Origin of the sequence: Siccirubricoccus sp. G192 (assembly GCF_019084075.1) — a bacterium.
Lineage (GTDB): Bacteria > Pseudomonadota > Alphaproteobacteria > Acetobacterales > Acetobacteraceae > G192.
In genome coordinates this window covers 1,042,247-1,062,066 of sequence record NZ_JAHREN010000001.1, presented here as the reverse complement: position 1 = coordinate 1,062,066, position 19,820 = coordinate 1,042,247, and the positions used below count along the sequence as shown (strand labels likewise).

The window sequence follows — 19,820 nt, the reverse complement described above, 5'->3', positions numbered from 1 at the left end:
TACGCGCGTGGGAGGGCGGCTGGGGATGTCGACGCCGCACCACCCAGCCCTCTACGCGGTTCTAGAATCCCACCGCACCGGCACGCCGGGGCCCGCTTGAGACTTGCGCTTTGGCAGATAAGGAGAAGCACGATGGAAAAGACGGCTCATTGTCTCTGCGGCAGATTTTGCGCCATCGTCACCGCCGATCCGCAGCGCGTGACCATTTGCCACTGCGAGGCCTGCCAGCGCCGCTCCGGCATTCCCCTGACCTGCAACGCTCACTACCGGACCTCCGACGTCCGCCTCGAAGGAGCGCACAAAATCTATGTGCGGGACGGCCAGGAGGGACGAAAGGTCCGCCACCACTTCTGTCCCGAATGCGGGACGACGGTCTATACAACCGGCGAGAAATTCCCCGACCTCTGCATGGTGGTCGTGGGCGCCTTCGCGGATCCGACCTATCCGGCGCCCACGGTCTCCGTCTTCGAGGAGACTAAACACCACTGGGTCGTGCTATCATCCGGAATGGAGCACTATCCCCAGGGTCGCCCGCCCAAGTGGACCCCACCTCTGAAGAATGTGGGAGCGGCTGTTGCCGCTGATCGAGGTGGTGTGCGTATTCCAGGTGATCGCGGGCACTGATTCCACGGGATCGTGGGCAGGGTTTCCACGGCAAGGCGGGCAGCGATTCCACGGGATCGCGGGCACCTGAGAGGGGGTGCCGGGGCTGGTCTGGCGACAGTCTGAGCGGGCTAAGGCGGCCTCGTCCCTGACGAGGTCTGCTGGATGCCAACCGAGAGATTGTCGATGCGCCGGATCCGCGATGTGTTGCGACTGAAGTACGAGGCCCGGTTGAGCGAGCGCGCCATGACCGCGGCGCTGGGCGTCAGCAAGGGAGCGATCGGGTCGTACCTGAGCCGAGCCCGAGCGGCCGGGCTGTCCTGGCCGTTGCCGGAGGGGCTGACCGACACGGAACTCGAGCGACGGCTGTTCCCTGGCCCGCCGGCGGCCGAGACGGTCGCCAGCCGGCCGGTGCCGGACTGGGCTGAGGTGGAGCGGGAGCTGCGGCGGCGCGGCGTGACGCGGGCACTGCTGTGGCAAGAGTACCGGGCGCGGCATCCGGACGGCTTCGGCTACTCCTGGTTCTGCGAGGCCTATGAGGCCTGGAAATCCCGCCTGTCGCCGCGCATGCGCCAGAGCCATGTCGGCGGCGAGAAGGTCTTCGTCGACTTCGCCGGCGACACCATCGGTGTCACCGACCCCGACAGCGGCGTGGTGTGGCAGGCCCGGCTGTTCGTGGCGACCATGGGCGCCTCCAACCTGGTCTTCGCGGAGGCCCGCGCCAGCGAGGGGCTGGCGGACTGGATCGGCGCGCATGTCAGCCTGTTCGCGGCCCTCGGCGGCGTGCCGAAGTTCGTGGTCTGCGACAACCTGAAGTCGGCGGTGATCAGGGCCGATAGGTACGAGCCCGGGCTGAACCGCTCCTACCTGGAACTCGCCGAGCACTACGGCACCACCATCCTGCCGGCGCGGCCGGGCAAGCCGCGTGACAAGGCGAAGGTCGAGCAATCGGTGCTGCTGGCCGAGCGCTGGATCCTGGCCCGGCTGCGGAACGCCCGCTTCTTCTCGTTGACCGAACTGAACGGCGCGATCACCACGCTGACCGCCGACCTGAACGCCCGGATTATGCGCGGCTTCGGCGCCAGCCGGGCGGAGCTGTTCGCCGCGCTCGACGCGCCGGTGCTGCGCGGCCTGCCGGAGCGCGCCTACGCCTTCGCCCAGTGGAAACGCTGCCGGGTCGGGCCGGACTACCACGTCGAGGTCGAGGGCCACTGGTACTCGGTGCCGTTCCGGCTGATCCGGCAGGTGCTGGACGTGCGGGTGGCCGAGGGCACGGTGGAGGCCTTCCACCGCGGCGAGCGGGTGGCCAGCCATCCGCGGGCCCGCCAGCGGCGCGGGCATAGCACTGTGCCCGAGCACATGCCGAGCGCGCACCGCCGGCACGCCCAGTGGACGCCGGCCCGGCTGCTGGAGGAGGCGGCCCGGATCGGCCCCGCGACGGTAGTGCTATGCGAGACGGTCATGGCGGCGCGCCCGCATCCCGAGCAGGGCTTCCGCACCTGCCTCGGCATCCTGGCCCTGGCCAGGACCTATGGAGCCGCCCGGCTCGACGCCGCCTGCGGGCGCGGCGTCAGCATCCGGGCGCGCTCGGTGGCCTCGATCCGCTCCATTCTGCAGAACGGCCTCGAGCGGGCCTTTCTGGACGAGGAGCCGGAGCGGCGGCCTCCCCCGCTGCACGGCAACATCCGTGGCGGGGGCTACTTCCACTGACCCGCGGCAGAGAGGACCCCATGCTCGCCCACCCCACACAGGAGCAACTGATCGCGCTCGGCCTGACCGGCATGGCCAAGGCGCTGGACGACCAGCGACGATCGCCCGACATCGCCGCGCTCGGCTTCGAGGAGCGGCTCGGCCTGCTGGTCGACCGCGAGGCCGCCGAGCGCGAGAGCCGGCGCCTGGCAACGCGGCTGAAGTTCGCCGCGCTGCGGCACGACGCCAGCATTGAGGACGTCGACCTGCGCGCCCCTCGCGGCCTCGACCGGGCGCTGTTCCAGCGGCTGGCCGCCGGCGACTGGCTCGACCGCCACGAGGGTGTCCTGATCACCGGCCCGACCGGTGTCGGGAAAAGCTGGCTGGCCTGCGCCCTCGGCCACAAGGCCTGCCGTGACGGCCGGCGTGTGCTCTACCATCGCATCCCGCGGCTGTTCGAGGCTATGGCCCTGGCTCGTGGCGATGGCCGCCATGCCCGCATGCTCAAGGCGCTGGCCCGCGTCGACCTTCTGATCCTGGACGACTGGGGCCTGTCCGTCCTCTCCCAGGCCGAGCGGGAGGACGTGCTCGAGATCCTGGAGGACCGCCATGGCCGCGGCTCCACCATCGTCACCAGCCAGGTGCCGATCGAAGCGTGGCACGAGGTGATCGGCAGCCCAACCCTCGCGGATGCCATCCTGGACCGCCTGGTCCACAACGCACACCGGATCGAGCTGAAGGGGGAGAGCATGCGGAAACTGCGCGCCAAGCGGGCGCCGGCCAGCGAAACGCTTGACGCCGGGCAGCGGGCCTGACTCCATTACCACGTCGGCAGATCAGCCTGCCCGCGATGCCGTGGAACTCGCGCCCACGATCGCGTGGAACGGCTGCCCACGATGCGTGGAATACGCAAGGTGGTGCGCCCGCATGGCAAGACGAAGCACCACGACCTGCGCCACACGATTGAGGCGATCATCTGGCAGCACCGGAACGGAGCGGGCACCTGAGCGGCTGGAACATCTCCTGGTGGTGAAATCCTGACGGATGGTACCCATTGATCCTCCCAGCGGCTCCCCTCCGGGCGAGGTCTGACGAATGGACCACAGGATTGTGGCGGTCTCGAACCACCCCGAGTTCGCGCCAGTCGTCGCCACATGGCTGATTGAGGCCTTTGAGAACCCGAACAGCCGAACGGTCGAAGAGATGACGGCGCTGATTCTGGCGCCGCCGGTCGGTCCCGAAGAGACGTTCGTCTTGTTAGATCGGGACAGGCCGGTCGGGACTGCCAGCCTGGCGCACAAGGATCTGGAGACGCGTCCTGACCTTACGCCCTGGCTCGCCGGGGTCTTCGTCCAGCCTGCTTTTCGTGGGCGGGGGTATGCGACCACGCTGGTGCGGCGGGTGGAGGCGTTCGCATCGGTCGCCTCCGCACCGGCCCTGTGGCTCTACACCTGGACGGCCGAACCGCTGTACGCACGTCTCGGCTGGCAGCGGGTAAGTTTGGAAATGGATCCAAAAAGGGGACGTGAGGTCGTGCTGATGACACGACGTCTGCCCAGTGGGTACCAAGCGTCTGACTTCGACCACTAGGGGCGGCGCAGGAGTGCAGCATCGCGCCAGGTATGGTTTTCCTGGATGGCATAACATCCGGGCGCACCAGAAGGCGGCCAGTGCAGCAGGACTGGCGCGCCGTCGCCACATGCTACGAGAAGACCGCTTGTGCGTTCCTCGGTGTCCTCTGCTTGGCGGCAACAATGGATTGGCTCAAGGTCGCCAAAGCCACGCAGATTGGCGCGCCCACCGCAAGGGTGGGAGGGGGAAGCACATGCCCAACGAAGGCGCGCTCATCGATGCCGTCGTGGTCGGAGCCGGGCAAGCTGGCCTCGGCGTCAGCCGTAAGCGGCCGTTTGAGGCCCGTCTTCCCGCGATGTGGGTGAATGTGCTGGGTCAGTCTGGAGCAGCAGGCTTCCGGGTGACGTTATGGATAGCGTTAAGGACGACGCGAAGGGTGTCGGTTATCGGCGGGTCGAAGTTCTGACGGGGCCTGGCCGGCGGCGGAGTTGGTCTGACGACGAGAAAGCGAGGATCGTCGCTGAGACGGCGGAGTCCGGCGCGAAGGTGACCGAGGTTGCCCGTCGTTGGCAGGTAAGCCCGCAGCAGGTCTTCGATTGGCGCCGGCAAGCGCGTCGTGCGCTGGCGGAGGCCACTGCGCCGGTGACACCGAGCTTCGTGCCGGTCGTCTCCGGACCACCGGCCCCAACTCTTGAAGCGGGGGGTGCAACGGTGCGCCAGGCGCCCTCGATCGAGTTGCAGCTGGCCGGCGTGGTGCTGCGCATTGCGCCTGACACCGATGAGGCTCTGCTGACGACGGTGCTGCGCGCGATCCGGGCCTCGGCGGCATGATCGCGCTGCCGGCCGGTGTGCGGATCCTGCTGGCGAGCAAGCCGGTGGATTTCCGGAAGGGCGCCCACTCCCTGGCAGCGCTGGCAGCCGCGGAACTCGGCACCGATCCATTCTCGGGCGTGGTGCTGGTGTTCCGCTCGAAGCGATCCGACCGGGTGAAGATCCTGACCTGGGATGACAGCGGCCTGGTGCTGATCTGGAAGCAGCTGGAGGCAAACACCTTTCGCTGGCCGCCGATCGTGGATGGCACGCTGCGCCTGACCGCGGTCGAGTTCGCCGCGCTGTTCTCCGGGATCGATTGGCGACGCGTGCAGGCGACACGGGAGATTCCCAAACCGAGCGTGCCCGCATAGAATCGGCGGTACGATGCGCGCCGCGGACAACGACACGCCGACACTGCCGGAGGATCCCGCAGCACTGCGCGCGCTGCTGGTCGAGACACGGGTGCTGGTCGACACGCTGACTGCCGAGCGCAACACGCTGTCATCCAGATGCGGCAGCGTGACCGCCGAACGCGACGCGCTGGTCGAGCGGAACGAGCGTCTCCGCCACCTGCTGCTGAAGCTGCAGCGCCGGCAGTTCGGGCGGAAGTCGGAGCAGCTGACCGACGAGCAACTGCAGTTCGCCTTCGAGGAGATCGAGGCGACGCTGGCCGAGAATGCCGCGGAGGCGGGCAAGCAGTCGCCGGCGACCCGCGAGCAGCAGAAGCAACGCCGCCGGGCCAGCCGCGGCCGCCTGCCCGCGCACCTGCCGGAGATTGAGCAGGTGCTGGCGCCGGAGGCGACGACCTGCCCCTGCTGCCAGGGCCCGCTGGTCGAGATCGGCAGCGACACCGCCAGGCGGCTCGATTTGGCACGTTGATACCCTCCTCAATCTCGTGGGTAGGTCGAGAGATTAATGTGGCGAAGTTCTCCCCGAATAAGCTGCCGGAGCGCATCGATGGTCGCGGGTTCGTCGGGGAACAGATGGAGTTGGTACTTCGATCCGCGAGTGACGGTGATTCGCCCCGTGCGGATCCGGTGGTGGATCCATGCCTCCGAAACGCCGACCGCTTCGGCAAGCTGCGGTATTGTCAGCGCCCCCTCTACCCGGCGGCGCAGTTCCGGCCGGTATCGGATGCCCTGGGCGAGACGCAGCTTGCGGACCGTGTTCACCAGGACAGGTCGACCGTGGGCCAGGCGGTAGCCGCGCTCATTGAGAGTCGCGGCGATTTCGGCGTCAGCGGCTCCGGACCTCGCCATCGTCGCTACGCACCTCTCGATCTCGGCGATGCCGGACAGTTCGCGCAGGGCATGCCCGCCGGTGTCGGCAACCAGGTCGCTCCAGTCGCCGCCACTCCAGACGATCCGGACATTCACCCGGTCTGCTGCCGTGCGCTCCAGGACGACTTTCTCGATGAGGCACCGCAGCAGCGCCTTGCGCTGCGCAGGCGCGAGGCCAGGGTCTGCCCAGAGTGGCGGAAGGCTCTGCTGGATTTCCAGCAACTGCATTCGCAGCGTGGACGACGCAGCGCTGGCCGAGACCTTAGCGCCCTGGGATTCGAGGTCCATCCGATCATGGGCCGCCAGTGCTGCCTCAGCTGCGCGCAACTCGCTGAGGGCGGCCTCCCAGCGACGCTCCAACTCCGAGGCGACGAGGCGATTGTCCGGATCCACCTTGTCGAACTGGCGTTCCGCCAGGAGCGCGCGGTAACGGAGCCGTTCGATCTGCTGCGCGGCTGCGCGCCTGAGCGCGGCCTCGTTCTCGCGCCGCGTCGCCTCCGCCCGTTCGAATGCGTCCACCTCGGCCGGCGCCACGGCCTCGAGGAACGCCGAAGCCACCAGCGCATCCACCGGCGCCACGAGTACGTTCTGGCAGCGCGGCAGGCCCTGGTCGTTCTCGAGACTACGGCAGATGTAGCGCGCCCGGTTGTGGTACTGCACGGTCATCTTGCGGCCGCAGATCCCGCAGTGGACGAGGCCGTGCAGGAGGGCTGCACCGTCGCGCGGCACGCCCCGCGTCCCCTTGCGACAGTAGTCAGCGTAATTATCTTGCAGCGTGGCCACGATCGCCTCGTGCGTCTCCCAGCTAATGTAGGCAGGAAATCGATCCCGGACGACGACGCGCCATTCGGCTCGCGGGCGCGTGCGGGCCTTGGCGCGACCGCCGTCGGGCGGGCGCACCGCAGCTGTACGCCCGTAGACGAACGCGCCCGCGTAGGCCGGCTGCCGCAAGATACTGCAGATCGCATGCTTGGTCGGTGCGCGCCAGCAGAGGCCACCCTGGGGCCCCTCGCGCCTGGGCAGGGCGAGTTGGCGGGCCAGCAGCACCCGAAGTACCGCCTGGGCCGACCGGCGATCGAGGAAAGTGGAGAATACCAGCCGGATGCGATCCGCCACCTCGCGGTCGGGCGTGATGACGACCACCCCCGTGGGGTCGCGTTCGAGGCCGACCGGCAGCGGCAGCGCCAGGTCGCCACGGCCGGCTTTGGCGAGCAGCCCAGCGGTGAGCCGGCCACGAAGCGTGTGCATCTCCACCTCAGAGATCGTGCCCTTGAGGCCAAGCAGCAATCGGCCATTGCCGGTGGAGGGATCGTAGACCCCGTCCCTGTCGGCGATGAGGCAACGGCGGTACCCGCACAGATCGAGCAGGGGGTACCAATCGGAGCAGTTCCGGGTCAGTCGGGTGACCTCGTAGGAGAGCACGATGCCGACCTCGCCCAGGCCTACGCGGGCGAGCAATTCCTTGAAACCCGAGCGGTTGGCCGCGGTCGTGCCGCTCTCGCCTATGTCCTGGTCGATCACCTCGACATCCGCCTCGCGCCAACCGAGATCAACGGCGCGTTGGCGCAGCGCGTACTGCAGGCGTAGGCTCTCCCCGTTGCTCAGCACCTGGTGCGGCGTGGATTGGCGGACATAGATCAGGGCGCGCCGTGACAGGTGCGCCGGCGTGATCAGATCGGAGTGCATCACTCATCTCCCGCAGCGCCGATGCGAGCGCGGCAAGGGCGTACTCGCGTCGGGCGTCCGACAGGCGGGACCAGACTTCTCCGGGACGGATGCGCATGCCAGCGCCTCCCTGATCTCTCGGACGCGGGCAAGGAGAGAGGCCACGGCGTCGCCCGTGAGCTTGCTCCGCGGCGCATCAGCAGCGACGCGGAGACTCGTGCTGGAGATCGGGATCATCAGCAGCGCTTTGCCACCGTGCCTCACGTAAACGTGGCCACGGGTGAGGCGCGAGCCGGTCATGGAAACCAGCGGTAACTCCTTGCCGAACAGCGGATGACGCGGGTCGGTGACGCGCACCGAAACGTCCTCCGCCTCCGCAGCGCCCACCGCATCGGCAGGGGCATCAAGAGATGTTGTCGCTGGAGGTCGAGCCCATCAAGTGGAAGGTGATCCAGACCGTCCGCGAACGGTTCTCCTGCCGTGCTTGCGAGACCATCACCCAGCCACCGGCCCCCTTCCACCCCATCGCCCGCGGTCGCGCCGGGCCGAACCTGCTGGCGATGATCCTCGAGGCCAAGTTCGGCCAGCACCTGCCGCTGAACCGCCAGAGCGAAGCCTATGCCTTGCAGGGCGTCGAGCTCAGCGTCTCGACCATCGCCGGCTGGGTCGGGGCCTGCACCGCCAACCTGGAGCCGCTGGTGGCCCTGATCGATGCCCATGTGCTGGCGGCCGAGCGGCTGCACGGCGACGACACCACCGTCCCGGTGCTGGCCAAGGGCAAGACAATCACGGGGCGGGTCTGGACCTATGTCCGGGACGACCGGCCCTTTGGTGGTCGGGCGCCCACGGCCGCGATGTTCCGCTACTCGCGGGACCGGACGGCCGAGCACCCGAACCGGCACCTGGCCGGCTACGCCGGTATCCTGCAGGCTGACGCCTATGCCGGATACAACGCCCTGTACGAGGCGGATCGACAACCCGGGCCCATCACCGAGGCGGCGTGTTGGGCCCATGGCAGGCGCAAGCTGTTCGAGTTGGCTGAACTGCAGCGCGCGCCGCTGGCCATCGAGGCGGTGCGACGGATCGATGCCATCTTTGACGCCGAGCGCGCCATCAACGGCCTGCCAGCCGAGGCGCGGCTCGCTGTCCGCCAGCAGCACATCGCGCCGCTGGTCACCGAACTCGAAACCTGGATGCGCGAGAGCCGCAGCAAGCTGTCCCGCCACAACCCGGTCGCCAAGGCCATGGACTACATGCTGACGCGCTGGGAGGCCTTCACCCGGTTCCTGCATGACGGCCGGATCTGCCTCAGCAACAACGCCGCCGAGCGCGCCCTGCGTGGTATCGCCCTCGGAAGGAAATCATGGCTGTTCGCCGGCAGTGATCGAGGCGGCGACCGGGCCGCGGCCATGATCTCGCTCATCTACACCGCCAAGCTGAACGGGGTCGACCCGCGCGCCTGGCTCGCCGAGGTGCTGGCCAGGATAGCCGATCATCCCGCCTCGAGGCTGGATGAGCTACTCCCCCTGGAACTGGGCCCAGGCGAGGGAGAGAAAGGCAGCGGCATGACCAGCAACAGCATCGCCCGGCTCAAGATCACCCTCGATGAGGTCAAGCCCGCAGTGCTGCGCCGGCTCGAGGTGCCGCTGACCATCCGGCTTGATCGCCTGCACCTGGTGCTGCAGGCCGCCATGGGCTGGACCAACAGCCATCTCTACGAGATCCGGGCCCGCGACGTGGGCTGGGGTGTGCCCGACCCGGACTGGGGAGGGTTCTGTCAGCACTCACGCCAACCCTGACCTCCCGAGTTGGAGGGCGAGTTCCGCCTACGCTGCCTCGAGGATGGCGCGCACAGCAGTGGCACGACGGAGGTGAAGCAGGCGGCGGCGATTGGCGGGGACGTGCTGGTTGTGGCGGCTCTGGAGGCGGAGGAAGTTGCGGAGTTCGTCATAGCTGCGGCAGAACCGCTCCGCTGAATCGAAGCTCTTGAAGCCGCGCATACATCGGATCCGGCCTTTCACGCCGCGATGATCTTGTTCCAGTCTATTGTTCTTGTAAGCGCTGGTGCGATGGACAACCCGCCGGCCGAGAGTGCTGCGGATGGCTCGCGGGTAGGAGCCGTGCCCGTCCGTGGTCACCTGGTTGGGGACTTGGCCGGTGGCCGACTGTGCCGAGCGGAAGAAGGCCTGGGCCGCCGCCATGTCCCGGTGCTCGCTCAGCATCGTGTCCACGTGGGTTTGGGTTTGCCCCGTCTCGGTGGACATCCACGAAGCTTTCGCGTGAGGTGTCCCCCAATGCCCAAAACCCATCCTGCGTACGCGCCGGAGTTCCGGCGCCAAATGGTCGAGCTGGTCCGTGCCGGACGCGACCCGGCCGACCTTGCCCGCGAGTTCGAACCCTCCGCCCAGGCCATTCGGAACTGGGTGGCTTCTGCCGACCGGCAGGAGGGTCGGCGTGAGGTGAAACCTGCCCCCGCCGAGACCGGCCTGAATGCCACCGAGCGCGAGGAGCTCGCGCGGCTCAGGCGCGAGAACAAGCAGCTGCGCCAGGAGCGCGACATTCTCTCTCGAGCGGCGGCCTGGTTTGCCCGCGAGACCGGGACGATCCCGTCCGGGTCTTCGAGTTCATGAAGGCAAACCAGGCCTCCTTCCCGATCGCCCGGATGGCCCGCCTGCTCGGCGTCTCGCGCGCCGGCTACTACGCTTGGCTCGGTCGGCCTCTGTCGGCCCGTGCCGAGGAGGATGCGGCGCTGCTGCGGCGGATCCGCACCGTGCACGCGACCTCGCGCCAGACCTACGCCGCGCTTACGGTGCATGCCGCCCTGCGCTCTGCCGGTATCCGGCACGGCCGCAAGCGCATTGCACGGCTCATGCGCAGCACCGGGCTGGTCGGTGCCAGCCATCGCCGCGGCGGACCGGTGACAACCCGCCGTGACGACAGCAGCAGGCCGGCGCCGGACCTGGTCGACCGCAACTTCACGGCCAGCGGTCCCAACCAGCTATGGGTCGCAGACATCACGTTCATTCCCACGGCAGCCGGCTTCCTCTACCTCGCCGTCGTGCTCGATGTCTGGAGCCGCAAGGTCGTTGGCTGGGCTACCGCCAACCATCTCCGCACCGAGCTGGTGCTCGATGCGCTCGACATGGCCGTCGGCCAACGCCGGCCGCGCGGCGTCATTCACCACTCGGATCAGGGGTCGCAAGGTGGATTCAAGTGGTCGTCGCAACACCAAGGCGGAGGGTGGTTGCGATGGCGGGTCGGCGGCGTTCGGATCGGGCTTTGCGGGCGAAGTCTCCTTCGCCAGGCCGCCCGGGAGTAGCCCGGCGTGAGGACCAGCGGCGCTTCTGGACGTTGATTGCGGCGGGACAGTCGAGCTGGGACGCGGCGATCGGCGTGGGGGTGTCGGAGGCGGTTGGGTCCCGCTGGTTTCGGGAGGCGGGCGGGATGCCACCATCGACGCTCGGGCGGTCGTCAAAGCCGCCTTCGGGACGATACCTGTTGTTTGCGGAGCGCGAGGAGATTGCGCTGCTGCGAGCCCAGGGCTGTGGAGTGCGAGAGGTTGCCCGGCGGCTGCGACGGGCGGCATCGACGGTCTCGCGCGAGCTACGGCGCAATGCGGCCACGCGCAGCGGCAACCTGGAGTACAGGGCCACGACGGCGCAGTGGCATGCTGAGCGGGCGGCGCGGCGTCCGAAGCCGGCGAAGCTGGTGACGCACCCGGCGCTGAGGGCGTATGTGCAAGATCGGCTGGCGGGTGCCGTGGTCTCTCCAGGCGGGGCTACGGTGCCCGGACCGGCGGTGCCGTGGAAGGGCCGGCGGCATGGACCGAGGCAGCCTCGGCGCTGGGCGAGAGGATGGAGCCCGCAGCAGATCTCGCGGCGGCTGCGGCTCGACTTTCCTGGCGATGGTGCGATGCGGATCAGCCATGAGGCCATCTACCAGTCGCTCTACGTCCAGGGCCGCGGCGCGCTGCGCCGCGAGCTGACGGCCTGCCTGCGAACCGGGCGGGCGCTGCGCGTGCCGCGGGCGCGGAGCCGGGGGCGCGGCAAGTCGCATGTCGCGCCCGAGGTGCTGATCAGCCAGCGCCCGGCGGAGGCGGACGACCGGGCCGTGCCGGGGCATTGGGAGGGAGACCTCATCCTTGGCCTTGGCAGCTCAGCAATCGGCACCCTGGTGGAGCGCACGACGCGGTTCACGATGCTGCTGCACCTGCCCCGCATGCCGGGTCATGGAGAGGGAACGCGCGTCAAGAACGGCCCGGCGCTGGCCGGGCATGGGGCGGAAGCGGTGCGCGACGCCATCACCCGCATGATCACCACCCTGCCGGAGGCGCTGCGCCGGTCGCTGACCTGGGACCAGGGGGCGGAGATGAGCGAGCACGCCCGGCTGCGGATCGACACCGGCGTGCAGGTGTACTTCTGCGAGCCGCACAGCCCGTGGCAGCGTGGCACGAACGAGAACACCAACGGGCTGCTGCGGCAGTACTTCCCGAAGGGGACTGACCTGAGCGCGCACGGCGCCGATGACCTCGCGGCCGTGGCTGCGGCGCTCAATGGCAGGCCTCGCAAGACGCTCGGCTGGAGAACGCCAGCCGAAGCGCTTGACGAGGCGCTGCGATCGGCTCAGGCAGGCGTTGCGACGACCAGTTGAGCCTGGGCAATATACGTCCCTGGCGTTCGGCAAGCGCTGCAGAGAAGCCGGCATCCGGCCGTCCATGGGTTCCGTCGGCGACGCCTATGACAATGCCCTGTGCGAGAGCTTCTTCGCCATCCTGGAATGCGAGTTGCTCGCGCGACGCCGCTTCGCCTCCCACGCCGAAGCGCGCATGGCAACCTTCAGCTTCATCGAGGCCTGGTACAACCCAGCCAGGCTCCATTCATCGCTGGGCTACCGATCGCCCATGACCTACGAAAAAGAGGAGCATCAAGCCGCCACAGCAGACCCGTAATCAACCAAGCCCATCAACTGTCCACCAGAGCGGGACAAACCCACCTCGGGACTGCGGTATGCCAAAGCCAGCGAGGCGAGCGCGGCGGTGACGAAGAGCGTCGTCACCGTCTCCTCGAAAAGCATCGCCATGACCCAGATGGTCAGCGGCGTTACCGCCAGCGCCAGCAGGCCGAACGGCGCCAGCCAGGGCGGGGGCGGCTCAGGGTCCGCCGCGGTATGCGCCAGGACGATCCCGGCGGTGAGCCAGAAGGCGGCAGCATTCAGCAGCTTCATTGCCGGCTCGCCGCCCAGCACATGCGCCCAGGCGAAGAGCCAACCCGCCCCGCGTGGCGTCAGCGCCCGGTCGAACACAGCCGGGTCGAAGTGCCAGTAACCGTGCCAGTCGACCCAACGCACGACGATGAGGTGATTGGAGAGCGCATCGTAGCCGCTCTCCGGCATGGCCGCGTGTAGCGTCGCCAACAGCAGCGCCGCCAGCAGCAGGACCACCGTGGCGCGGCCGGAGCCTGGCGCAGGCCGCGCGGCGAGCGCGAACCATAAGTCCTTGGCCAGGCGTGCGAGATCACGATGCACGGCGACCAACGCCAGCGCGGAGAGGCCAAGATAGACAGGCGCGAAATTCACGCGCAGGTGCATCATCGGCTGCAGTACGGCAACCATGATCGCCAGCCCCGACGCGGAGCGGAGCGCGAGCGCCAGGGGCACGGGGTGCACCGGCGCGCCGAAGGCCAATATCCCCAGCGCGAGAGTCGTTGCCCCAGTCACCAGCAGCATAGCGACCGCGCCGAGGCCGAACATCGTCACCAGCGCAGCGAGCACCATCAGCACGACGAGCCGCCAGCTTCGCCGCGCCGCCCAATTGAGCGCCACAGCCGCGACCGTGCCGGCGACCACCAGCACCAGGAGCTGGCGCCGCTCGTGAAGCGCCACGCCGTGCTCCAGGAGCCCGAACAGCAGCGCCGCCACGCCCAGCAGGCATGCGCCGGTCACCAGCAGGCTGCGCCAGGCTGGTGCTTGCGCGTCGGCAGGCACGGTTTGGGTCGGCAACGGCATGGGCGGCCTGGGGGTCTCGCTCGAGAGGGCGCGAGGATCGCCCGCCGCGCGGCAGCCTTTATATCGGATCGGCCGACGAGCGGAACTCGGATCGCCGGCTCGAACTGGGCAATGGCGCCCATAATCTGCAGCATCGGCATCCCGCTTGGGCCCCCGGGGTGTCGATCGGGTCGCCGGGCGAGCAGAAAAGAGCCCCCCGGCTCCCGGATTCATTGGATCACCTGCAGCAGGTGGGCGAGCGAGCGCGCCATCCGGGCCATCCGGCCCGACACCATCGTCTACACGCTCGGCGACAGGCGCGATCCGACGGTGTGTGTCTGAAGGCAGCCGCCACTGCACAGCATTGCCCGCTGGGCGGGAAAGGCTTCAGCGGGGCCGGCGGCGTGGGCGGCCTCCATGCTACCGCGATCGCGGTGGGCGGCGGGCTTTTCACCGGACCGGCAGGCCGCGAAACCGCTTTGCGGATGCGCCGAAATCTGGGTGGCACACGCGGCGCGTAGAAGGTCTCCAGCGGCCGACCAAGAACGGTTTCGGGCCGACGTTTCAGGAGAGTGGGACATGACACGCATCGCACTTGCAGCCCTGTTGGCGACCGGCTTGGCGGCCGGCGCCGCCCAGGCCCAGGCCCCGTCCAGCGGCGGCGGCAATATCGTGGGGGGCGGCCTCGGCGCCACGATCACCGGCGGCGGCGACAACATGAGCATCCAGTACAGCCAGCCCGGCGCCGGTGGCGGCGGGGCGGGCCTGGGGCAGGCCGGGCGGCTCGCCCGCTTCGGCAGCAACCAGGGCGACGGGGCGCAGGTGGAGTACCTGATGTCCTCGCCCGCCGGGGCCGGCCGCGAGGCCTGGATGACCGGCGGCGGCGAGGACGCCCAGGTGGTCTACGCCCGACCCCGCTGACCGACCGAGAGGCCGGCGCGGTCCCGGGCGCAGGCCGAGGAGCATCCCGACCCTCCGCTCGATGTTGTATCGCCCGCACCGCCGCGGGACCGAGGCCCGGCTAGGCGTCTCGTTCCCCTGGCAGCAGTCCGGCCTTGCGGGCGCGGGCGATGATGTGGGCCACCGAGCCGGGCCGCCAGCGGCTGCCGCCGCGCGGCGTCGGCTCGCGGATCGCCTCCAGCCGGGCACCGACCTGCCGCAGCGTCGCGGCCGGGTCCGAGCGCAGGATGCCCGCCACCACCGCCAGGAGCCGGTCCGGAGCCCGCGCCCGGGGCGCCGGGGCCAGCAGCTGCGCCTCGGCCAGGCCCCTCCGCCACGAAGCGCCGCACCGCCCGCAGCAGGCGTTCCTCGCTCCAGGCCGGCTCGCCCGCGGCGCGGCGCGCGTTCAGGTAGCGCACCACCTCCTCCCAGGCATGGCCATCCGCCCGCAGCCGGCGCACGCTGGGCAGCCAGCGGTCGGCCGCGCTGATCAGCCGCCGCAGAGAGGCCGCCCGCCGGGCCTCCGAGAGCTTCTGGATCACCGCCGGGTCGCGCGCCCGCAGGCCGGGGTTGCCGGCGCGCTGGCCGCGGGCCGCCGCCGCCCGCATGCCGCTCCGGGTCCGCTCGCGGATCAGGGCGCGCTCGAGCTGGGCTGCGGCGCCGAGCACCTGCAAGGTGAAGAGCCCCTGCGGATTGGACGTATCCACCGGATCCTTGAGGCTGCGGAAGAAGGCCCCCCTCCTCTGCAGGCCCTCGATCACCGCGAGCAGGTGCGAGAGCGAGCGGGCCAGGCGATCGAGCGAGACCACGACCAGGGTGTCGCCGGGCTGCACCCGGGCCAGGGCCTGCGCCAGCACGGGGCGGTCGCGGTCGCCGCCGGAGGCGTGTTCCTGCAGCACCGTGTGGCAGCCGGCCGCCCGGAGTTCGTCGAGCTGGCGGTGGGTCACCTGGTCTTCGGTGGACACCCTGGCATAGCCGATCAGCGCCATGCGGCGGCGGGCTTGGCCGGGAATGCAAGCAATCTGGGCTCCACTGCGGGCCTCCGCTCCGGAGCCGCATCGATACCCGCCTCTGTCAAATTCGGCAAGATGCGACGAAAGGACCCTTTGGGTTTCCGTTTCTGTCCCTTTAGCGGCCACGATTAGGCGCGAATCAAGTCGAGCAGTTCCTCCTCGCTCAGCCGCGCGCTAACTTCTGTTCCCTCGAGGAGTTCAGATGCGAGGTCGCGCTTATCGCGATGCAGTTGCACGATCCGTTCCTCAATGCTGTCCTGCATGATCAGCCGATAGATGGTGACCGGGCGATCCTGGCCGATGCGGTGAGCCCGGTCGGAGGCCTGATCCTCGACTGCTGGGTTCCACCAAGGATCAAGATGGATCACGTAATCCGCCGCGGTCAGGTTCAGCCCAGTGCCGCCCGCCTTGAGGCTGATCAGGAAGAGTTCCGCCGCGCCAGCCTGAAACGCCGCAACACGCCGCTCCCGCTCGGTAGCGGGCGTGCTACCGTCCAGGTACTGATACGTAATTCCGCGCGCATCCAGCGCCGTCCGGATGAGTTGCAGGTGGCCGACGAACTGGCTGAAGACCAAGGCTCGGTGGCGGTTGCGGCTCAGCTCCTCGACGAGGTCGAGGAACGCCGTCAGCTTGCCACTTGGCACACTGGCTGAAGGATCGATCAGGGCCGGATTGCAGCAGGCCCGGCGCAGTCTGGTGATCGCCGCCAGGATGTGGATCTTCCGCTGTCCTGCGGCGGCATCGAGCGAGCTAAGCGACTCTACTGTCTTCTGGCGGAGGGCTTCATAGAAGGCACGCTCCTCGTCACCCATCTCGACCGTCAGGGTTTGCTCGATGCGAGGTGGCAGCTCGCTCAGCACCGCCGCCTTTGTTCTCCGCAGCATGAAAGGTCGCACGAGCATCTTCAGCGCCTGGCGTGCGGCAGGATCGCGGTCCCGCTCGATCGGCCCTGCAAAGCGCCGCTGAAAGCCTTCGCGCGACCCGAGCAGGCCAGGGTTGACGAAGTTGAACAGGCTCCACAACTCGTCGAGGTAGTTCTCGACCGGCGTGCCCGTCAGTGCCAGGCGAAACCCGGCCTGCAGCTGCAAGCTGGCCTGCGCACGTTTGGTCTCCGCATTCTTGATCGCCTGCGCCTCATCCAGCACGGCCATCTGCCAGGTCCTGGCGCCGAGCAGCTGCGCTTCCTGGTGCAAGAGGCCATAGCTGCACACGAGCACGTCGCGAGGGCCGAGCCCGGCGACGAGTTCATGGCGGTCAGCGGCGGAGGAGAAACGGTGCACGGTCAGGGTCGGTGCGAAGCGTGCGATCTCGGCCGCCCAGTTCGAGCAGACCGAGGTCGGCGCCACCACAAGGCAAGGGCCCTCGGCCGCTTGGTTCAGCATCACGGCGATTGCCTGGATCGTCTTGCCCAGGCCCATATCGTCGGCCAGGCAGGCGCCGGCGCCCCAGCGGGCCAGCCGTGACAACCACACGAAGCCCTCGACCTGGTAATCGCGCAGCTCCCCTTGCAGGGTTGAAGGCAGCTTCGGGGTCCAGCCCTCGGCGGCCTGAATAGATGCGAGATGGCGCTGCCAGGCCGCATCAGCCTCGACCATGCCAGCCTCCGCCAGCAGGTCGCCGATGGCTGGGGCACCAAGTGCATGCAGCCGGCGCCCGTGGCGGTCGGGCTCCGACACGGCAGCAAGACGCCGCAACTGGCTCTGGAAATGCCGGGTCAGCGCCACGAAGCGGCCGTCGTCCAGCGGCACGAACCGCCCCTGGGCACGATCAAGGCGGTCGAGAAGGAAGCGCATGTCGAGGACCTGGTCCTCTCCCACGGCGACGGTGCCATCAATGCCGAACCAGTCCCTGCCCCGACTGATCTTGAGCTTCAGCTTGTCTGGCGCAATCGGGCTGACCGTCAGTTTCTGCCCTTCCGGCCACTCGATCATCGACGGTCCGGCATAGGTGTGCAACTCGGTCAGCAGTTCGAGGCCGCTCTCCAGGTCGTCGAGAACCACCTCATGGGCACCGGTGCCGCTCCGGTCCCGCAGCGTCGGACAGGCTTCAATGAGGGCCGCGCGCTCAGCCTGCTCGCGCTCCAGGTTCCGGTTGGCCCGCTGCTGCTTGCCGCCAATCATGGCCAGCACCGACCGGCCGCCCAGGCCGGCGACATAGGCCGGTCCTTCCGGGCCAAAAGGCCGGACCATGAGCGTGACATGCAGCGTAGCCCCTTGGGGAACAAGCTGCACGACCGGGTTCGACACCCCCTCCACGGCGGGCCGTTCGATGTCGGCGATCTCCGCGCGGATCGGCAAGGACACGTTCTCGCGCTGCAGCAGGGCCACGACCTGGTCCCGAGCGTGCCGTGGCACGACTAGGCCTCGCCCGCCCAGAAGCTCCTGCACTGCCAGCATCTGCTGCGAGAATTCGATCACACGGTAACGCGTCGGAGTCTCGGCCTCGACGAAGACGGTTGGCTCCTCCGCGCTGTGGGAAAGCGCAATACGGTAGCCACCGCGCTGCTCCGTGATGAGCAACTCCAGAGGATAGCGCACAAGCTCGATGGGCTGGGCCGGCCGGCGTGCGTCAAAAACGACCGGATGCCCGACGAGGGCGGGGAGTGTACGGACAGGATCAAAATAGTAGTGCTCCTCGCCGTACCAACCGGCCGTCTCCTTGCGAATGGTGCGCAGCACCCGGCGATCGTGCTCGGTCAGGTAATCAAGCCGGGGATCCTGCTCATGAAGTCGCTTCATGGCGACGGCGCGACCAGCCGTCCAGCCGTCCTTCCCCTTGGCCGACTGCTCCGCAACCTCGACGCTCGATGTCTCGGGATCGATGAACCAGACCAGGCGCTTGGCTTTCCTGGCCGGCTGCGGCGCCGTCGGTTTGAACCTCCCGATCGTCAGGAAGGTGTCGAGGCTCTCCAGGGCGCGCTCCCATGGCTGGCGCGTCTGGACGAGCCGGGTAAACACCACGCCAACGCTCGGCTCGGCATCGGCGAGAAACGCCTCGTACGGGCCCGGGGCCGCTGCCACCTCGGCCAGAATCTCGGCGTAGATCCGCGCGATGAGAGGCAGGTCGGTCTTCAGACGCTCGAACCGGAACGCCAGATCCTTGTGATGCTTGCGCGCGAGCTCGGCATCGAGGGCGTACTCGGCAAGCGCAACACAGGCCGCGGAAAGCGGCTCCTCCGGCATCACCATCCGCAAGCTGGTCAGCATCTCGCGCGCTCTCGCCTCAAGCCCCTGGACCAACCAGAGCAGGGCCTGTAGCGCCCGAAAGCCGCCGGCATAGGGGGTGAGGTCATAGGGCACTGCGTCGAGCCCGACCTGCATCTCGGCTTGAAGCCCGGGGTCGTTCGCGCGCAGCAGCGCCATCAGGAAGAACAGCCCGTTGCTGCCGGTCAGGAAGACCTTCCGGCGGTTGGCATGCTTTCGGAATAGCTTGATTGATTCCCGAAAGTGAAGAATGGCCTCGTCATTGTGGCCGCTCAGGAAATCGAGTGAGCCCTTCAGCGCCTGCCGGGTGAACTCCTCAGCCCCCCTCGATCTCGTCGATTCTGCGCCGAACGTCCTCCAGATGTCCGGCAAGCAGGTCATACTGCAGCAACGCCCACCGAAAGGCGGCAAAATCCTCCCTCCCCTGCTGCGCCCGGTAATGGCCGACCAGTTCCGGCAGGTCGGAACCGGGGAGGCCAGATTGCAGGAGCGAAGACAGCTTGATGCTGAAGATCGCATACTGGATGGCAAGGCCGCGGCTTGCGAGCCATGCCGTCGTGACCGGAGTCCGCAGGAAGAGCCGCTCGAGCAGGTGCGGGCCGCGGGCAGGCGAGAAATCCTTGTTGTAGCGGTCCAGCTGAGTGCTGAACTCGGCATCGTCGTTCGTATAGATCGCCAGCCTGAAGCGCCGTAGCGCGTCGGGGTCCGCCTGCATGCTGTAGCTGTATTGGTAAGGGCTGCGGGTCTGCGCCGGGAAGGCTTTGCGGGCCGCATCGGCCAGCATGGCGCCCTCCGGGCTGGCCATCGCGTCCACCGCCACAGGATGCAGAAGTTCCGGTACGCAGGAGAGATCCTCGGTCAGGAGACCTTGCCTGGCGAGCTCGTCGAGCTCCGGGTTGAGCGTCCGCGCTGTCCAGGCCTTGCCATCCGGGGCACGGATACCGGTCGTCGTGAGGCAGCCAAGAAAGGCGCCCTTGCCGGTGGGCGTGAACACCAGGCTCTTCAGGCGGAGAATGGTCTTCGGGACCGCGGCCAGACGCGCGTACCGGTCCCAAAGAGCG

19 protein-coding genes and 3 pseudogenes are annotated in these 19,820 nt (G+C 68.5%); 16 read left to right on the top strand and 6 right to left on the bottom strand.

Annotated features, from left to right (window positions below; all coding sequences use genetic code 11):
• The first annotated feature begins 132 nt into the window (after positions 1-132).
• The 9 genes and pseudogenes from KSF81_RS05095 (at position 133) to KSF81_RS05050 (ending at position 5,556) form a co-directional block, all read left to right on the top strand.
• Positions 133-624, top strand: a complete 492-nt coding sequence (locus KSF81_RS05095; RefSeq protein ID WP_217378052.1) for a GFA family protein — start codon at positions 133-135, stop codon at positions 622-624.
• 144 nt (positions 625-768) lie between these two features.
• Entirely contained in the window at positions 769-2,313 is a 1,545-nt protein-coding gene (gene istA / locus KSF81_RS05090; RefSeq protein WP_217378051.1) for an IS21 family transposase, read from the top strand.
• A gap of 20 nt (positions 2,314-2,333) precedes the next feature.
• Positions 2,334-3,107 (top strand): IS21-like element helper ATPase IstB, encoded by a 774-nt coding sequence (istB, locus tag KSF81_RS05085; RefSeq protein WP_217378050.1) that lies wholly within the window; start codon positions 2,334-2,336, stop codon positions 3,105-3,107.
• A 280-nt stretch (positions 3,108-3,387) separates the two neighbouring features.
• Positions 3,388-3,882, top strand: coding sequence for a GNAT family N-acetyltransferase (locus KSF81_RS05075; RefSeq protein ID WP_217378048.1), 495 nt, complete (start codon positions 3,388-3,390; stop codon positions 3,880-3,882).
• 92 nt (positions 3,883-3,974) lie between these two features.
• Positions 3,975-4,061 (top strand): annotated as a pseudogene (locus tag KSF81_RS05070) (IS5/IS1182 family transposase); the annotation flags it as partial.
• A gap of 56 nt (positions 4,062-4,117) precedes the next feature.
• On the top strand, positions 4,118-4,330 hold the full coding sequence (locus tag KSF81_RS05065) for a hypothetical protein (RefSeq protein ID WP_217381867.1): 213 nt from the start codon (positions 4,118-4,120) through the stop codon (positions 4,328-4,330).
• On the top strand, positions 4,273-4,695 hold the full coding sequence (gene tnpA, locus KSF81_RS05060) for an IS66-like element accessory protein TnpA (RefSeq protein ID WP_217378047.1): 423 nt from the start codon (positions 4,273-4,275) through the stop codon (positions 4,693-4,695). The genes KSF81_RS05065 and tnpA overlap by 58 nt, the downstream gene beginning before the upstream one ends.
• Positions 4,692-5,048, top strand: a complete 357-nt coding sequence (gene tnpB, locus KSF81_RS05055) for an IS66 family insertion sequence element accessory protein TnpB (protein WP_217378046.1) — start codon at positions 4,692-4,694, stop codon at positions 5,046-5,048. Before tnpA ends, tnpB begins: the two co-directional genes overlap by 4 nt.
• Before the next feature lie 13 nt (positions 5,049-5,061).
• On the top strand, positions 5,062-5,556 hold the full coding sequence (locus tag KSF81_RS05050; RefSeq protein ID WP_217378045.1) for a hypothetical protein: 495 nt from the start codon (positions 5,062-5,064) through the stop codon (positions 5,554-5,556).
• An 8-nt stretch (positions 5,557-5,564) separates the two neighbouring features.
• Here KSF81_RS05050 and KSF81_RS05045 read toward each other — a convergent pair whose 3' ends face one another.
• Positions 5,565-7,643, bottom strand: coding sequence for a recombinase family protein (locus tag KSF81_RS05045; protein WP_217378044.1), 2,079 nt, complete (start codon positions 7,641-7,643; stop codon positions 5,565-5,567).
• A 395-nt stretch (positions 7,644-8,038) separates the two neighbouring features.
• Between KSF81_RS05045 and tnpC the strand changes: the two are divergent.
• Both tnpC and KSF81_RS05035 read left to right on the top strand, forming a co-directional pair.
• Positions 8,039-9,191, top strand: a pseudogene (gene tnpC, locus KSF81_RS05040) (IS66 family transposase); the annotation flags it as partial.
• Positions 9,188-9,421 carry a plasmid pRiA4b ORF-3 family protein gene (locus KSF81_RS05035; RefSeq protein WP_254453370.1) on the top strand — a complete coding sequence of 78 codons (234 nt, stop codon included), beginning with the start codon at positions 9,188-9,190 and terminating at the stop codon, positions 9,419-9,421. The pseudogene tnpC and the gene KSF81_RS05035, both read left to right, overlap by 4 nt.
• 27 nt (positions 9,422-9,448) lie before the next feature.
• Here KSF81_RS05035 and KSF81_RS05030 read toward each other — a convergent pair whose 3' ends face one another.
• Positions 9,449-9,886, bottom strand: coding sequence for a DDE-type integrase/transposase/recombinase (locus KSF81_RS05030; protein ID WP_217378043.1), 438 nt, complete (start codon positions 9,884-9,886; stop codon positions 9,449-9,451).
• A 30-nt stretch (positions 9,887-9,916) separates the two neighbouring features.
• Between KSF81_RS05030 and KSF81_RS05025 the strand changes: the two genes are divergently transcribed.
• The 4 genes and pseudogenes from KSF81_RS05025 to KSF81_RS05010 form a co-directional block, all read left to right on the top strand.
• A complete protein-coding gene (locus KSF81_RS05025; RefSeq protein WP_256444243.1) occupies positions 9,917-10,252 on the top strand; it encodes a transposase in 336 nt (111 codons plus the stop codon).
• Positions 10,249-10,941 (top strand): IS3 family transposase, encoded by a 693-nt coding sequence (locus tag KSF81_RS05020; protein ID WP_254453369.1) that lies wholly within the window; start codon positions 10,249-10,251, stop codon positions 10,939-10,941. Before KSF81_RS05025 ends, KSF81_RS05020 begins: the two co-directional genes overlap by 4 nt.
• Positions 10,872-12,272 (top strand): IS30 family transposase, encoded by a 1,401-nt coding sequence (locus tag KSF81_RS05015; RefSeq protein WP_217378041.1) that lies wholly within the window; start codon positions 10,872-10,874, stop codon positions 12,270-12,272. Before KSF81_RS05020 ends, KSF81_RS05015 begins: the two co-directional genes overlap by 70 nt.
• 4 nt (positions 12,273-12,276) lie before the next feature.
• Positions 12,277-12,570 (top strand): annotated as a pseudogene (locus KSF81_RS05010) (transposase); the annotation flags it as partial.
• Here KSF81_RS05010 and KSF81_RS05005 read toward each other — a convergent pair.
• Positions 12,546-13,625, bottom strand: coding sequence for a hypothetical protein (locus KSF81_RS05005; protein WP_217378040.1), 1,080 nt, complete (start codon positions 13,623-13,625; stop codon positions 12,546-12,548). The pseudogene KSF81_RS05010 and the gene KSF81_RS05005 overlap by 25 nt on opposite strands.
• Positions 13,626-14,183: 558 nt before the next feature.
• Here KSF81_RS05005 and KSF81_RS05000 point away from each other — a divergent pair.
• Positions 14,184-14,525: a hypothetical protein gene (locus KSF81_RS05000; RefSeq protein ID WP_217378039.1), complete on the top strand. Its 342-nt coding sequence runs from the start codon at positions 14,184-14,186 to the stop codon at positions 14,523-14,525.
• On the opposite strand, the gene KSF81_RS04995 is transcribed toward KSF81_RS05000, so the two are convergent.
• The 3 genes from KSF81_RS04995 to KSF81_RS04985 form a co-directional block, all read right to left on the bottom strand.
• The gene (locus KSF81_RS04995) at positions 14,507-15,532 is read right to left on the bottom strand and encodes a recombinase family protein (RefSeq protein ID WP_309139477.1); all 1,026 of its coding nucleotides are present in this window, start codon (positions 15,530-15,532) and stop codon (positions 14,507-14,509) included. The genes KSF81_RS05000 and KSF81_RS04995 overlap by 19 nt on opposite strands.
• A 152-nt stretch (positions 15,533-15,684) precedes the next feature.
• On the bottom strand, positions 15,685-19,131 hold the full coding sequence (locus KSF81_RS04990) for a DEAD/DEAH box helicase (RefSeq protein WP_217378038.1): 3,447 nt from the start codon (positions 19,129-19,131) through the stop codon (positions 15,685-15,687).
• Positions 19,076-19,753, bottom strand: coding sequence for a hypothetical protein (locus KSF81_RS04985; RefSeq protein WP_217378037.1), 678 nt, complete (start codon positions 19,751-19,753; stop codon positions 19,076-19,078). Before KSF81_RS04985 ends, KSF81_RS04990 begins: the two co-directional genes overlap by 56 nt.
• Between the last annotated feature and the right edge of the window lie 67 nt (positions 19,754-19,820).